This window comes from Mesorhizobium sp. WSM4313 (genome assembly GCF_002294725.1).
Classification (GTDB): Bacteria; Pseudomonadota; Alphaproteobacteria; order Rhizobiales; family Rhizobiaceae; genus Mesorhizobium.
The window spans coordinates 28,039-42,419 of the sequence record NZ_NSFT01000009.1 but is presented as its reverse complement, the minus strand read 5'-3'; the positions used below and the strand labels follow the sequence as shown (position 1 = coordinate 42,419).

14 protein-coding genes and 1 pseudogene are annotated in these 14,381 nt (G+C 63.6%); 11 read left to right on the top strand and 4 right to left on the bottom strand.

From position 1 onward, the window contains the following. Window positions 1-367 precede the first annotated feature (367 nt). The 11 genes and pseudogenes from CK219_RS32230 to CK219_RS20350 form a co-directional block, all read left to right on the top strand. Window positions 368-514, top strand: a pseudogene (locus tag CK219_RS32230) (Arm DNA-binding domain-containing protein); the annotation flags it as partial. A 986-nt stretch (window positions 515-1,500) separates the two neighbouring features. Further along, a complete protein-coding gene (locus tag CK219_RS20395; RefSeq protein ID WP_245340553.1) occupies window positions 1,501-2,238 on the top strand; it encodes a heme-binding protein in 738 nt (245 codons plus the stop codon). 41 nt (window positions 2,239-2,279) lie between these two features. Further along, window positions 2,280-4,112, top strand: a complete 1,833-nt coding sequence (locus CK219_RS20390; protein ID WP_210200014.1) for a methanol/ethanol family PQQ-dependent dehydrogenase — start codon at window positions 2,280-2,282, stop codon at window positions 4,110-4,112. Further along, on the top strand, window positions 4,093-4,962 hold the full coding sequence (locus tag CK219_RS20385) for a substrate-binding domain-containing protein (protein WP_095768544.1): 870 nt from the start codon (window positions 4,093-4,095) through the stop codon (window positions 4,960-4,962). The genes CK219_RS20390 and CK219_RS20385 overlap by 20 nt, the downstream gene beginning before the upstream one ends. Continuing rightward, window positions 4,959-5,492 carry a c-type cytochrome gene (locus CK219_RS20380; RefSeq protein ID WP_095768543.1) on the top strand — a complete coding sequence of 178 codons (534 nt, stop codon included), beginning with the start codon at window positions 4,959-4,961 and terminating at the stop codon, window positions 5,490-5,492. The genes CK219_RS20385 and CK219_RS20380 overlap by 4 nt, the downstream gene beginning before the upstream one ends. Then, window positions 5,489-6,502, top strand: a complete 1,014-nt coding sequence (gene coxB, locus CK219_RS20375; RefSeq protein WP_245340552.1) for a cytochrome c oxidase subunit II — start codon at window positions 5,489-5,491, stop codon at window positions 6,500-6,502. Before CK219_RS20380 ends, coxB begins: the two co-directional genes overlap by 4 nt. Next, window positions 6,499-8,475, top strand: coding sequence for a cytochrome c oxidase subunit I (ctaD, locus tag CK219_RS20370; protein ID WP_095768542.1), 1,977 nt, complete (start codon window positions 6,499-6,501; stop codon window positions 8,473-8,475). The genes coxB and ctaD overlap by 4 nt, the downstream gene beginning before the upstream one ends. Further along, window positions 8,472-9,077, top strand: coding sequence for a cytochrome c oxidase subunit 3 (locus CK219_RS20365; protein WP_095768541.1), 606 nt, complete (start codon window positions 8,472-8,474; stop codon window positions 9,075-9,077). The genes ctaD and CK219_RS20365 overlap by 4 nt, the downstream gene beginning before the upstream one ends. Window position 9,078: 1 nt before the next feature. Further along, complete coding sequence (locus tag CK219_RS20360; RefSeq protein ID WP_095768540.1) at window positions 9,079-9,420, top strand: hypothetical protein; 342 nt, start codon at window positions 9,079-9,081, stop codon at window positions 9,418-9,420. After that, the gene (locus tag CK219_RS20355) at window positions 9,417-10,295 is read left to right on the top strand and encodes a cytochrome c oxidase assembly protein (RefSeq protein ID WP_095768539.1); all 879 of its coding nucleotides are present in this window, start codon (window positions 9,417-9,419) and stop codon (window positions 10,293-10,295) included. Before CK219_RS20360 ends, CK219_RS20355 begins: the two co-directional genes overlap by 4 nt. Beyond that, entirely contained in the window at window positions 10,276-10,692 is a 417-nt protein-coding gene (locus CK219_RS20350) for a c-type cytochrome (protein WP_095768538.1), read from the top strand. The genes CK219_RS20355 and CK219_RS20350 overlap by 20 nt, the downstream gene beginning before the upstream one ends. On the opposite strand, the gene CK219_RS20345 is transcribed toward CK219_RS20350, so the two are convergent. From CK219_RS20345 to CK219_RS20330, 4 genes are read right to left on the bottom strand one after another with little or no spacing between them, the layout of a single operon-like run. Then, window positions 10,693-11,499, bottom strand: coding sequence for an ABC transporter permease (locus CK219_RS20345; protein WP_095768537.1), 807 nt, complete (start codon window positions 11,497-11,499; stop codon window positions 10,693-10,695). Next, the gene (locus CK219_RS20340) at window positions 11,496-12,221 is read right to left on the bottom strand and encodes an ABC transporter ATP-binding protein (RefSeq protein ID WP_095768536.1); all 726 of its coding nucleotides are present in this window, start codon (window positions 12,219-12,221) and stop codon (window positions 11,496-11,498) included. The genes CK219_RS20345 and CK219_RS20340 overlap by 4 nt, the downstream gene beginning before the upstream one ends. Then, entirely contained in the window at window positions 12,218-13,180 is a 963-nt protein-coding gene (locus CK219_RS20335; RefSeq protein ID WP_095768535.1) for a PQQ-dependent catabolism-associated beta-propeller protein, read from the bottom strand. Before CK219_RS20335 ends, CK219_RS20340 begins: the two co-directional genes overlap by 4 nt. Beyond that, window positions 13,168-14,361 carry an ABC transporter substrate-binding protein gene (locus CK219_RS20330; RefSeq protein ID WP_245340551.1) on the bottom strand — a complete coding sequence of 398 codons (1,194 nt, stop codon included), beginning with the start codon at window positions 14,359-14,361 and terminating at the stop codon, window positions 13,168-13,170. The genes CK219_RS20335 and CK219_RS20330 overlap by 13 nt, the downstream gene beginning before the upstream one ends. Between the last annotated feature and the right edge of the window lie 20 nt (window positions 14,362-14,381).

The following is a 14,381-nucleotide window of genomic DNA, read 5'->3' as shown; positions in this document are numbered from 1 at the left end:
TAATCGTAGGTCGAAGGTTCGATTCCTGCCGGGTTCACCACTTGGGCTCGCTATAGTCTCACCTGACGTTGTTAAGGTCGGTATTCCGGGCAACACCGCCCTATCGCTCACTGAAAATCCTCGTGTCAGTGGTTCGAATCCGCCTCTGGGCACCATCCCCTCTTCTCCCGACAGTCCCTATCGCCGAAGCTTCTACGCCGCAGCCTCTGCAAACGCCTGAAATTGCTGGCCTTTTCGGGTCAGTTCGCGAATTTGAGCGCGGTTGGGCCGTTTCGAGTGCATTTGGTCCAACGGAGGGTGGGGATGGTATTTTCGTTGGTATTGGACATCCTGTTGGTATCGAAACAGCCAAAGGGAGGTCTCACGAATGGCCCTTTCTGATGTGAAATGCCGAAACGCTCGCCCCGCTACTAAGCTTGTGAAACTCTCTGACAGTTGCGGACTCCAACTGTGGGTGCAGCCTACGGGATCTCGCCTCTGGCGCCTCGCATATCGCTTTGACGGCAAGCACCGGCGCGCGCCTCCGTGAAGTCGATGCTTGATGCCCAGCTTTCCGCTTGTTGATCGCAACATAGACGTGGGTGCGTCGAAGTTCTTGATTTATCGCGGGCAAAGATCAGAAGCTCTCCAGGATGGCTCCGTATCGCTCGGCCCTACCTTTGAACGGCGATTTAGCCATTAAAGCTACCAATGCGTCCCCTGGACCGCACGACACGCGCAATTACATACAGTGGCAAATCCTAATAAGGAAAAATACGCCCACTCCATAAGGGATGATGAGAAGTCCGAGAGCGATCCAATAGCCCGGCTGCGCTATTGCGGCGAAATCTGAGCGAAGTTGTTCCATCTGCCCCAAACGATGCGCCAACATCGTTGTTCCAAGGGGCAACAATGCGAGCGGCATATGATCTTCCTGATTTGCCGGCAAATGTAAAAAGTTCTGAGCTTCCAGCTCGAGGCAGGAACAAGCTGTGGGGACGTTGGGTGGCTGCTCTAACGCCAGAACAGGTCACGGCAGCCTGTTGCGCGAGCCCGAGTACTTGGATCAAAATTTGATTTGAGCGAAGCAAGTCCGCGTTCGAGCGTGGTGGCCGTCTTCCCTCGCCGGAACAGCTGCTTGCGCCAGGCATTTCTGGCGAGGCTGGGATAATCGGCAAAAGCGCATGTAACCACTTAACTCGATCTCGATCGGCGTACTGAGCGGTTCAGGGAATTCGCGTTTCAGACAGGTCAGGTAGCTTTGCTACCTGCCGCGGTCGCAACAAATGGCCAAGCCTGTCCAACGCCATAATTCGGCCTGTCGTCGACGCATTGGTGCGGCCAGTGATCCAAACTGGTTCCGCTGCCCGGCGTCCTTACAGGCCAGCGGTCTTGGTCGGCTATAAACCTCTTCATGAAGGAGGAACAAAGCAGCCGGCTGTCAGTTCGGTAACATTCAACAAATTGTTCCGGATCATGGCTCATCGTCGGTTTTCGTTGCTAGCTTTGGGCCTTCTGGTCTTGGCGTTTGGCTCGACGCAGCAAAACGCCGCTCACGCGCAAGCGCCCTGCCCGGCCGATCACGACAAGCTGCTTTCGGCCTTGAAGGCCAACGTCAAGGCGAGCGGCGGCCCCGCGAATGGCGGCTTCGAGACCAATGAATGGGCGGCAATCGTTGCCCGCGACGGCACCGTCTGCGCCGTTGCCTTCAGTGGACCCACGGCCGATGCGCAATGGCCGGGCAGCCGGCTGATCGCGGCCCAGAAGGCCAACACGGCCAATGGCCTCAGCCTAGTGAACATGGCGCTGTCGACAGCCAATCTCTATGCCGGGGTGCAACCAGGCGGACCGCTGTTCGGCCTGCAGACCACCAATCCCGTCAACCAGGCAGCGGCTTACACAGGCGACCCCAAGACGTTCGGCAGCGCCAACGATCCGCTGATCGGCGAGCCGATCGGCGGCGTCGTCGTGTTCGGCGGGGGCCTGGCTCTCTACGACGGCAAGGCGATCGTCGGTGGCCTCGGGATCAGCGGCGATTCCTCCTGCGCTGACCACAACGTCGCCTGGCGCGTTCGCGCCGCCCTGGGGTTCGATAAGGTTCCGGCGGGCGTCAATCCCAACCGCAAGGATGCCATCATCTACGATCTTGATCCCGGCGGGAAAAGCGCCTCGGGCTGGGGCCACCCGCTTTGTGCCGGGCACGAGGCCGATATAGCGGCGGAAATCGGTTCCGGCGTCGGAGGTTCGACGCCGAAATGAAGCAAGCAGCGCAACCGGTACGATCCTGCGGGGAAGCCCCGATGACCAAGCGCTCGTCGGCGCCCCGAAAACATTCTCCGGGCGCCATTGCAGCGATGCTGTTGGTCTGCGCCCCCTTGCTGACAGCCGCTTCGGAATCGCCGCCGGCACCCGCGATCTCACCGCCTGCCGCGGCCGCGCCGCCCGATGACGGGCAATGGACGATGCCCGCCAAGAACTACGCCTCGACCCGCTATAGCGAGCTCGCCGAGATCAATGAAGGCAACGTCAAGAATCTGCAGGTCGCCTTCACCTTCTCGACCGGGGTGAACAAGGGCCAGGAAGCGGCGCCCTTGGTGGTCGGCAGCACGATGTACATCGTGAGCCCGTTTCCCAACATCGTCTACGCGCTCGATCTCTCCAAGCCCGGCGCGCCGATGAAATGGAAATACGAACCCAATCCTGAGCCCGCCGCGCAAGGGGTTGCCTGCTGCGACGTCGTCAACCGCGGCGCGGCTTTCGCGGATGGCCGCATCTTCTTCAACACGCTCGACGGCCACACCATCGCGCTCGATGCGAACACCGGCCAGCCGGTCTGGAACGCGCATGTCGGCAACATCAATATCGGCGAAACCATCACCATGGCGCCGCTTGTGGTGAAAGGCAAAGTGCTGGTCGGCAATTCCGGCGGCGAGATGGGCGTTCGCGGCTGGGTCAAGGCGCTCGACGCTGGCGACGGTCATGTCGTCTGGACGGCTTACAACACCGGCCCCGACAAGGAGGTGCTGATCGGCCCGGACTTCAAGCCGCATTACGACATGGACAAAGGCAAAGATCTCGGCGTCACGACATGGCCGCCGGAGGCCTGGAAGATCGGCGGCGGCAACATGTGGGGCTGGATTTCGTACGATCCGGATCTCAATCTTATCTTCCACGGCACCGGCAATCCCGGCCCCTGGAATCCCGATCTGCGGCCCGGCGACAACAAATGGACATCGGGCATTTTCGCCCGCGATCCCGATACCGGAGCGGCGAAATGGTTCTACCAGTGGACCCCGCACGACCTGCACGACTATGACGGCATCAACGAGCAAATCCTGCTCGACATGAACTGGCAGGGCAAGCCGCGCAAGGTGCTGGTCCGGCCGGAACGCAACGGCTATCTCTACGTCCTTGATCGCACCACCGGCGAGGTCCTGTCCGCAAAGCCTTATGGCCCCGTCAACTCCAGCAAGGGCGTGGATCTCAAGACCGGCCGCCTGATCGAGAACCCGGACAAGCTGACGGGCACCGGCAAGGTCGTTCGCGACATCTGCCCGACCGCGTCGGGCCTCAAGGACTGGCAGCCTTCCGCCTTCTCTCCGAACACCGGCCTGCTCTACATCCCGCACAACAATCTGTGCATGGACGAAGAAGGCGTCGAGGTGAACTACATCGCCGGCACGCCCTACGTCGGGATGAACGTCCGCATGATCGCGGGGCCGGGCGGCAATCGCGGCGCCTTCACGGCGTGGGATATCGCGGCCGAAAAACCCGCCTGGAGCCTCAAGGAGAATTTCCCGGTGTGGAGCGGCGCGGTCGTTACCGCCGGCGATGTGGTCTTTTATGGAACGATGGAAGGCTGGTTCAAGGCGGTGAGCGCCAAGACCGGCGACCTGCTCTGGCAGTTCAAGACCTCGTCCGGCATTATCGGCCAGCCCATCACCTATCGCGGCCCGGACGGCCACCAATACGTCGCCATCTTGTCCGGCGTCGGCGGTTGGGCAGGCGCCATCGTTTCGGGCGACCTCGACCCGCGTGATGCCACCGCCGCGCTCGGTTTCGTCAATGCGATGAAGGACCTGAAGAACGCGACCACGGCGGGAGGCACGCTCTATGTGTTCCGGCTGCCCTGATGTGTTCGGTGTGATCCACAGCGTGGCGCGGAAGGCTTTCCCGCCGATAGCGCTCGGCATCACCGCGCTCGCCTTGCTGCTCTTTCCGGCGACGGCCGGCGCTCGTGAACTCAGGGTCTGCGCCGACCCTAACAACCTGCCCTTTTCCAATGCAGCCGGACAGGGATTCGAGAACAGGATCGCCGAAATCATCGCCGCCGATCTCGGCGCGAAGCTGACCTACACCTGGTGGGCGCAGCGCCGCGGCTTCGTGCGCAACACGCTGAAGGCGGGTCTCTGCGATCTCGTGCCCGGCACGCCGGCCAATCTCGAAATGCTGCGCACCACCACTCCCTACTACCGATCGTCCTATGTCTTCGTGACCCGCCAGGACGGTCCCGACGTGGCCTCCTTCAACGACCCGCGGCTGCGCTACATGCGCATCGGCGTTCAACTCATCGGCGACGACGGGGCCAACTCGCCTCCGGTCCAGGCGCTCGGCCGCCGCGGCATCATCGGTCACTTGGTGGGCTATCCGGTCTATGGCGACTACTCCGCCCCCAATCCGCCGGCCCGCATCGTCGAGGCGGTGGCGAGCGGCGAGATCGACCTAGCCGTGGTATGGGGCCCGCTTGCCGGCTATTTTGCCCAGAAGCAGAAGGTCCCGCTCCGGATCACGCCGGTTGCGCCTCGCATCGACGGACCGCAATTACCCATGATCTACGATATTTCGATGGGCGTGCGGCGCGAGGACGACGCGTTGCGCGGCGACGTCAACACTGCCTTGGCCAAGCACAAGGCCGAGATCGACGCATTGCTGGCGCAGTATGGCGTGCCGCGCCTCGATGCTTCGGGGAGCACGGTGCGATGAGGTGCGCTGTCGCTGTGCTGTTTCCTGTGGTGCTGATGCTCGTGGCCTGCCAGCGCGAGGAGCGGGATACGCGCCCGCAATCGGCTCTCGGCTCGGGCGAGCAGCCGACGCCGGTGACAACGCTGGAACCCGGCGGGCAGCGGCCCTCCCCCACAGACAACAAAGCGGCGAGCTTCGAGGCCAATGCCTTTCATCTGAGCGAAGGCAAGCGCCTGTTCGGTTGGTTCAACTGCTCAGGATGCCATGCCAATGGCGGCGGCGGCATGGGCCCGGCGTTGATGGACGAAAAATGGATCTATGGCAGCTCTATGGAAAGCATTCATGCCACGATCCGCGACGGGCGGCCGAACGGAATGCCCAGCTTCCGCGACAAGATCCCGGACGACCAGATCTGGGAGCTTGCGGCCTTCGTTCGCTCGTTGAGCGGCAACGCGCCTTCCTCCGCCGCGCCGTCGCGCAATGACGACATGATGGCGCATCCATCGGAAAATCGTATGCCGAATGCCGCCACGCTGGGGAAGTCGCCGTGAAACGCTTCGCCCCGATTGCATTCGCCACGGCAATCGCCCTGTTTCTTCAGGGATGCGCAGGCTGGCAATCGGCGCTCGACCCGAAAGGTCCCGCGGCAAGTGAGCTCGCATGGCTGATCTGGTTCTTCACCGGCCTGTGCGCGGCGGTGTGGGTGCTGGTGATGATCGCTCTTGCCTTGCCATTGATGATGCGGCCACGAGAGCGCGCCGAGCCGCTTGTAATCGACGCCGATGCCGACAATCGCAAGCTGCGCGTGGTGATGACCGCTATCGGGCTGACCGCCGTGATCCTGGTCGGCCTCACTCTGCTAAGCTTCTTCGCCAACAGGACGCTCGCCGCGATCGGCTCGGACGCCGCGCTGACCATTCGGATCACCGGTCATCAATGGTGGTGGGAGGTGCGCTACGAGGATGCCACACCGAGCCACATCCTGACCACGGCGAACGAGATCCACATTCCAGCCGGCGAGCCGGTGCGGCTTCTTATCACCTCGACCGACGTGATTCACTCCTTCTGGGTGCCGAGCCTTTCCGGCAAGCTCGACCTCATTCCGGGCCACATGAACGTGCTCGACATCAAGGCCGATAAACCGGGCGTCTATCGTGGCCAATGCGCCGAGTTCTGCGGCGCGCAGCACGCCAACATGGGCACCTTCATCATCGCCGAACCGCGCGAAAAGTTCGACGCCTGGTGGAACGATCAGCTGCAACCAGCCGCCGCTCCAATGAGCGACGAGGCCAAGGCAGGCGAGGACCTGTTCCTGAAACGCCCTTGCGTCATGTGTCACAAAGTCGGCGGCACCCCCGCAGGCGGAACGGTCGCTCCCGACCTGACGCATATAGCCAGCCGGCAAACGCTTGCGGCCGGAACATTGACGATGAGCCGCGGCAATCTCGCCGCCTGGATAGCGGACCCGCAAGGCATCAAGCCGGGTTCTCACATGCCGGTAGCCGATCTGAGCGGCGACGAGCTCAACGCCATCGTCGCCTATCTCGAGGGGCTGAAATGAGCAGCGCCGATATCACCAGCGAACGCGATCTGCGGCCCGAGCGGGAAGCGTCCGCCAAAGGCGATATCACCCCCGAACGCGACGGACCGCGCGACACCGGCTTGGACGATGCCAGCCTGCATCGCTGGCTGGCGCGGACATGGCGCACGCCTCCCGGTATCATCGGCGCGCTGTCGAGCGTCGACCATAAGGTCATCGCCCGCCGATACCTGATCACCGCCTTTCTGTTTCTGTGTTTGGGCGGCCTCAACGCCGTTGTCATGCGCATCCAACTCTCGGGTCCGCGGCGCGGCCTGATCGGGCCGGATCTCTACAACCAGCTGTTTACAATGCATGGCGTCACCATGATGTTCCTGTTCGCTGTGCCCATCGTCCAGGCGACAGGGATCTATCTGGTGCCCTTAATGGTAGGCACCCGCAACATCGCCTTTCCGCGCCTCAATGCCTTCAGCTATTGGGTCTATGTCTCAGGAGGCCTCTTCGCCTGGGTGTCCTTCGCCCTCTCGATGGCGCCGGATGTCGGCTGGTTCGCCTATGTGCCGCTGTCCGGGCCGGAATACGCTCCAGGCAAGCGCGCCGACGTCTGGGCGCAGATGATCACCTATACTGAGGTATCATCCCTGGCGGTCGCCGTCGCGACAATCGTCACCGTGTTCAAGCACCGGGCACCCGGCATGTCGCTCGACAAGATCCCGCTCTACGTCTGGGCATTGCTGGTCACGTCCTTCGTCGTCGTCTTCGCCATGCCGGCGGTAATGGTCACCTCGACCTTCCTGATCCTCGACCGGCTCGTCGGCACGCATATCTTCAACCCGGCGGAAGGCGGCGACGCGCTGCTGTTCCAGCATCTTTTCTGGTTCTTCGGACATCCCGAAGTCTACATCATCTTCCTGCCGGCGACAGGAATGGTGTCCGCCATCATCCCCGCCTTCGCGCGGCGCCCGGCCTTCGGTCATCTCGGGCTGGTTCTGTCGCTTATCGCCGTCGGTTTCCTGTCGTTCGGCCTTTGGGTCCACCATATGTTCGCGACGGGACTTCCGAAACTCGGCGCCAGCTTCTTCACCGCGTCTAGCATGATGATCGCCATCCCTAACGGCGTGCAGATATTTTGCTGGCTGGCGACTTTGTGGGACGGCAGGCCGGTGATCCGTACCCCGCTGCTGTTCGTGTTGGGCTTTTTCTTCATCTTCGTCATCGGTGGCCTCACCGGCGTCATGCTCGCCTCCGTGCCGCTCGACCTGCAGGTCCACGACACCTATTTCGTCGTCGCTCACTTCCATTACGTGCTGATCGGCGGCTCGGTCTTTCCGCTGCTCGGGGCAGCCTATTTCTGGTTCCCCAAAATCACCGGCCGCATGATGAGCGAGCGCCTCGGGCGTTGGCACTTTTGGCTGGCGATGGTCGGCTTCAACGCGGCCTTCTTCCCCATGCATATCGTCGGCCTGTGGGGCATGCCGCGCAGGGTCTACACCTATCCGGCCGAGCTCGGCTGGGGGAACATCAATTTCTTCATCAGCGCCGGCGCGGTGCTCTTCTTCCTGAGCTTCGTGCTGTTTGCCTTCAACCTCGTCCACAGCGCATTGAGGGGTGCGCCTGCCGGCAACAATCCCTGGGACGCCGGCACGCTCGAATGGGCGACGTCCTCGCCGCCGCCCAGCTACAATTTCGCGCGCATTCCGATCGTGACGAATGTCGAGCCGCTCTGGGCCCAACGCGAGGCGCTCCCCGTCGCGACCGGGCTTCGCGTCGACGTGCGCGAGTTGGTCGTCTCGACGGTGGCGGAAGCCCATCCCGACATCCGCGAGAAATCTGCGACGCCGTCGATCTGGCCGCTGCTGGCGGCGATCGCCGTCGGCGGCACCTTCCTCTACTCGATCTTCACGCCCTGGGCGATCGTGTGGGGCGCCGCGCCGATCGCCATCACCTTGATCGGATGGTTCTGGCCCAAGGGCGATCCGGAGGACGAGGAATGAACCAGCGTCCCGCCATGGATCTTTCCGCCCTCCCGACCTTTGGACATGGCCCGCGCAGCCCGACCTGGTGGGGTACGCTTGGCTTCATGGCGTTGGAGGGCACGGGCTTTGCGCTGGCCGCCGGCGCCTATCTCTATCTCGCGACCTTGTGGCCCAACTGGCGGCTAAGCGCTCCGCAGCCCAACCATTGGCCCGGAACGATCGTGACGCTGCTTCTCATCGCCAGCCTGATTCCCAACCACATACTGAACGGCTACGCGAAGCAATGCGCTATAGGACCGGTGCGGATCGGCATGGTGGTGATGTCGCTGCTCGGCATCGCGCCGCTCGTCGTGCGCTGGTTCGAGTTTCCGGCGCTGAACATCTATTGGGACACGAACGCCTACGGCTCGATGCTGTGGGTGCTGCTCGGTCTCCACACCACGCATCTGATCACCGATGTCGGCGACACGATCGTTCTGACCGTGCTGATGTTCACGCACCATGGCTACAGCGGCCGGCGCTTCGGCGATGTCGGCGACAATGTCTTCTACTGGGACTTCGTGGTCCTCACCTGGATCCCGATCTACCTGCTCATCTACTGGCTACCGAGGTTGGGCTGAGATGCGCGCGCTGCGGCTGGGCACGTCCTGGGGAGGTTTGTTGTCGGGGCCTTTGGCCTGGGCAATCTCGACGCAGCTGAACTATTCGCTCGTGCACTGGCAGTGCAATCGCCAGGTTCAGGTCGTGCTCCCGGTGGCGCTGTTGCTCGCGCTGTTTTCGCTGCTCGGTGGCGCGCTATCATGGCGGGCGAAGCGGCAAGGCGGCGCCGCCTTCAAGCCTGAGCGCACGCGCAGCACCGAGCGTTTCGTCGCCGATCTCGGCATGCTCGCGGCGCTGCTGTTCGCCCTCGTCATCCTCATGCAGGGCAGCGCCGCGCTTATCCTCGACGAGTGCCTGCGATGAGCCTCGAGGCCTTCTTTTCGACCTCGATCTGCTATGGCGCCGGCGCGCCCGAGGCCGGATGGACGTTGGCGTTTCCCATCACGCTTCCCTTGGCAGTGCTCGCGCTTATTTATGCGCTCGGCGCAAGCCGGCTATGGCGCCGCAGCGGCCGGGGCCGACCGGAGCGGCTACGACAGGCTCTGTTGTTCGCGGCCGGTTGGGGCGTGTTGACGGGAGCGCTGGTCAGCCCGATACACGCGCTCGGCGAGCGCGTGTTCTCAGCCCATATGATCGAGCACGAGTTGCTGATGGCCGTGGCGGCGCCGCTTCTGGTCGCCGCCTGCCCGGGCGCGGCCTTGATGTGGGCATTGCCAGCCAAACTTCGCCGAGGGACAGGAAAGCTCACCCAGGGCAAGGTGCTGCAGGCGCTCTGGGCCCTCGCCGCGCGCCCGCTCAGCGCGACGGTCCTTCACGGGATAGCAATCTGGACCTGGCACATTCCGGCGCTGTTCGAGGCAGCGCTGCAGCAGGGGGTGCTGCATTATGCACAGCATGCGAGTTTCCTCGGCACTGCCTTGCTGTTCTGGTGGGCGCTTCTGCCACGTTACGGCCGACGGCAAACCTATGGCAGCTCCGTCATGCATCTTTTCTTCACCTCGCTGCATACCGGCCTGCTCGGCGTCCTGTTGCTGTTATCGCCAAAACTCTGGTATCCGGCGAATGCCTCCGGCGCGGCGATCTGGGGCCTGAGCCCGATCGAGGACCAGCAACTCGCCGGGCTAGTAATGTGGGTTCCGGCCGGCTTGATCTGTGGCGGAGCGGCCTTGCTGCTCGCCGGCCTTTGGATAAGCAACAGTGGAACCAGGGAGGCAACGCATGCGCTCCGACCTGGCTAGGCTGATCGGCGGCGCCCTTGCCGCGATCCTCCTGCTGGCCGCCGCAGTCGGCGCGGCGGCCTTATGGACCGACCGGCGCGAGCGCGTCCGGCACGAGTCGGATGTGGCGACCGGCGGCGTGGGCGCACGCGCCATTCCGATCATGACCGCGAATGGCTGTTCCGGCTGCCATACGATTCCCGGCGTGCCGGGAGCGCAAGGCCAGGTCGGGCCGCGCCTCGACGGCAGCCTAGCCGGCCGTGTCTATATCGGCGGCGTTCTGGCAAACAATCCGGAGAACCTGATCCGCTGGATCCGGTCGGCAAGGGAAATGAACCCGCATACCGCCATGCCGTCGACAAGGATCACCGAGCAGCAGGCGCGCGATATCGCGGCCTATCTCTATGCCCTCAGATAATCAGCCTTCGCCGCCGCGCCGGGACCACAAGCCGCGGCCTGGTTCGTAGCCGACCACCGCCGCCAGGAAGAATGCCCCAAGGCAGGCGACAACGACGAGCATGGAAACCAAATCGAACCGCAGGTAGAGCGCGAAGCGGATCAGTTCGACCGCCGAGCTGAATGGGTTCCAGGCGGCGATCGTCGCCAGCACCGGGCCGGCTTCGGCGAGCCGCCAGATCGGATAGAGCGCCGTCGAGGCAAAGAACATCGGGAAAATGACGAAGTTCATCACGCCGGCGAAGTTCTCCATCTGGGTCGAGATCGAGGACACCAATAGGCCGAATGCACCGAGCATCAGACCCGACAGCACGAGCGCCGGAAACACGGCAACATAGCCCAGGATCGGCGGCCGCACGTCCCAGAAGCGCGCCACGAAGAGGAACAGGTAGACCAGCGGCAGGCCGACGATCACGCTGGCCAGCAGGCGCGCGGCAAGCAGGTACCAGCGCGGCAAAGGTGCGGTCAGCAGCAGGCGCATGCTGCCCATCTCGCGGTCGTAGACCATGGCCAGCGAGCTTGCCATGGCATGAAACAGCAGCATCATGGCCACCAGCCCGGGCACAACATAGACCTCGTAGAGGACATAAGTCTGGTAAGGCGGCGTGATCGACAGGCCGAGTACCGAGCGGAAGCCGGCGGCGAAGATCGCCAGCCAGACAAGCGGGCGGACCATCGCGGAGAACAGGCGCGCGCGCTGCCGCAGCGTGCGCAGCATTTCCCGCTGCAAGATGCCGTGGAGCGCCCGCAATGCGTGATGCGTCTTCATGGCGACCCCGTCAGCGAGGCGAATGCCTCCGCGATGCTTTCGACCCCAAGCTCGGGAGAGATGCGATCAGCGCGACCGGCCCAGCGCACCCTGCCCTGATCCAGCACGACGATGTCGTCATCGGCTCCCACTTCTTCGAGGAAATGCGTCGCCCACACAACGGCAATGCCGCGCTCGCGGCAAAGGTCTCTCACATGCCGCTCGAGCGCGCGCCGTCCCGGCACGTCGAGCCCGGCGGTCGGCTCGTCGAGCAGCAGCAGGCGCGGACCATGCATCAGCGCCCTTGCGATCTCCACGCGTCGGCGCTGACCGCCGGACAGCGCGCGGGCGGGATCATCAATCCTGTCCAGCACTCCCAGGCGGCTGAGTTCCTCCCTGGAGCGCTTCTTGCTCAGGTCTGTGGGAAGCCCGTGCAGGGCCGCGTGGTAGCGCAGGTTCTCGCCGGGCGTCAGGTCCAGATCGAGCGTCGGCAGTTGGAAGACGACGCCCATTTGGGCGAGCGCGTCGGAAGAATGGGCATCCATGGCTTGGCCGAAGACCTGCACTGATCCTGCGCGCGCGTGATAAAGCCCGGTGATCAGTGAGAACAAGGTCGTCTTGCCGGCGCCGTTGCGTCCAAGCAGGACGCACATTCTCCCTTCAGCCACAGCGAACGAGACCCCCTGGAGAACCCGCCGGCTTCCGAAACTGTGGCCCAGATCCTCGACCGACAAGGCGTTCATGGGCCGATCACGACGCTCCATGGGCCGCGCCCCACCGGCAGCGATTTCACCACTTCCTGATTCTCCAGGTCGATGAAGGAGATATCGCCGGAGTTGCCGTTGGCGCTGATCAGGCGCTTCTGGTCGTCCGAGAGCGCGACATGCCAGGGCCGCTGGCCGACGAGGTAGAGGCGCCGGACCGTGAGCGTCTTGGTATCGACCTCGGCAATCCTGTTGGCCGGACCGAGCGCCACATAGGCGTTATCGCCGTCGCGCGACATTAGGATACCGACCGCCTGCACGCCCTCGCGCCGAATACCCGGCACCTCGAACTCGATCTTGCCCGTTTGAGCGCGCGTCGCGGCGTCGAACACCGTGGCGGTGCCGCGGATCTCGGACGACACCCACAATTGCTTGCCGTCCGGCGAGAACGCGGCCGCGCGCGGTCTCGTGTCGATGAGCAGATTGTCGATGAGTTCGAGCGTGGCGGCATCGATAAGATGGACCATGCTCGTGGTCTCGGAGGTGCAGGCGACCGTTCGGCCGTCGGCACTAACCGCCATACCTTCCGGCTCCACCCCGACATCGACGGTGCCGATAACCTTGGCCGCCGCGATATCCACGACCGAAACCAGATTGTCCTTCTCATTGGCCACAAAGAGCCGTTTGCCATCCGGGTGGACGACGAAGAATTCCGGATCGGCGCCCGAAGGCAATCGATCGACTACCTGCCGCCTGGCGAGATCGACCATGTCGATGCGGTTGTCGTCGCCTTCGGCAACGAACAGCGTCTTCTTGTCGATCGAAAGCGCCATTCCGCGCGGACGCCGGCCGACTTCGATCGTGTCCTGAAGGGTCATGGTCACCCCGTCGACGACCGCGACGGTGTTGTCCTGCTCGTTGGAAACGTAAATCGTCTCTGCCCAGGCGGAACGAGCGAGGATCAACATCGAAAGGACGAGCGCGATCAGAACTTGCACGTGCTCTCCTCCAGATCGATGCCCAGAGTGTCCAGCGTCGTACGCTGGTGCAAGAAGCCCGGTTGTGGCGAGCTCGAGACGAGCAGGCGAGGACCAGTGATCAGGATGGGCTGGCGCATCTGCCCGTCCCACGAACGGAAACTCAGCCCCTGTCCCTTGAAGCCGGCGAGAAGGAAATCGTCGCTGCGCAGATAGTTTCCGATCGCGGTCGGCTCGAGACTGTGCAGCCGCGTTGCCGCCTCGCCAACGCTTCTGACGGCAAGCCAGGCGGCGTAGTCGCTGGGCAGCATCCAGCGCCCGGCCAGCTTGTGGAAGCGATCCTGGAGCTGCGTGGCGCCCCACTCCTCGTTGACCGCACTCCAGCCGGTTGCGACCAGCCCTTGCGTCCCGGCCACCGGCCTCGGAAGAGCGGTGCGCCCCTCGAGATAGGCGCCGAATTCATCGGCTTCGTCGGCTGCGACCAGAACATCATAGTCGCTGACTTGCGTGGCGGCGGGGATCTCGGTCTGCAGCGTGACGTGCCCCGTGTCCGCGCGGCCATTGGCGGGCCGGAACGTCCAGGGCTGGTCGACAGTGATTTCCGCTCCGAAGCGCGTCGCGGCGCGCCTTAAGGCAGCCGCCATCGCCTGATCCTGCGGATGCGGGCCGACCAGCAGGAACCAGTGCTGCCAGCGTTTCCAGATCAGATATTGCGCCAGGGCGTCGGCGAGCATGGCGTGGCTCGGAATTGTGTGCAGCACGTTCTTGCGGCAATCCTCCTGACGCAGGCGATCATCGGGTGCGCGGCTGTTGAACAGCGTCATCCGCTCGGCGCCAGGAGCTGCGCTCGCCTGCAGCAATTGGGGGGCATCCAGATCGGCAACCACAAAGCTGAGGCCGGCGGCGGCGAATTCCTTGATCGCTTCGGCTGGCGTCTCGCCGGGCTTGAGGATGACTTGCTGCAACCGGAATTGCTGGCCGAGAAAGCGGCCGGTGCTGGCATCGTCGGCGATGCCGAGCCGGGCACCTTGCAGGCCGTCGTCAGTGACGACCTCGTCCAGCGGCCCGAGGGGCAGAGGTGGTTTGCGCTGTTCGCCGAGATAGCCGATCACCAACGTCTGCGGCTCGGCCAGACCGGGCAGGGCCATGGCGAGCAGCATGAGAAACGTCAGCGCCAGCCGCATCCGGCTCAGGTCGGGCAAGCCAAGTCGGATGTTCAATA

Bases quoted from the DNA above. Each gene is read 5' to 3' on its own strand.
- CK219_RS20350 (WP_095768538.1), top strand. From the start codon at position 10,276: ATGCGCTCCGACCTGGCTAGGCTGATCGGCGGCGCCCTTGCCGCGATC.
- CK219_RS20360 (WP_095768540.1), top strand. From the start codon at position 9,079: ATGCGCGCGCTGCGGCTGGGCACGTCCTGGGGAGGTTTGTTGTCGGGG.
- CK219_RS20345 (WP_095768537.1), bottom strand. From the start codon at position 11,499: ATGAAGACGCATCACGCATTGCGGGCGCTCCACGGCATCTTGCAGCGG.
- CK219_RS20385 (WP_095768544.1), top strand. From the start codon at position 4,093: ATGTGTTCCGGCTGCCCTGATGTGTTCGGTGTGATCCACAGCGTGGCG.
- CK219_RS20380 (WP_095768543.1), top strand. From the start codon at position 4,959: ATGAGGTGCGCTGTCGCTGTGCTGTTTCCTGTGGTGCTGATGCTCGTG.
- CK219_RS20355 (WP_095768539.1), top strand. From the start codon at position 9,417: ATGAGCCTCGAGGCCTTCTTTTCGACCTCGATCTGCTATGGCGCCGGC.
- CK219_RS20365 (WP_095768541.1), top strand. From the start codon at position 8,472: ATGAACCAGCGTCCCGCCATGGATCTTTCCGCCCTCCCGACCTTTGGA.
- CK219_RS20390 (WP_210200014.1), top strand. From the start codon at position 2,280: ATGACCAAGCGCTCGTCGGCGCCCCGAAAACATTCTCCGGGCGCCATT.
- CK219_RS20340 (WP_095768536.1), bottom strand. From the start codon at position 12,221: ATGAACGCCTTGTCGGTCGAGGATCTGGGCCACAGTTTCGGAAGCCGG.
- ctaD (WP_095768542.1), top strand. From the start codon at position 6,499: ATGAGCAGCGCCGATATCACCAGCGAACGCGATCTGCGGCCCGAGCGG.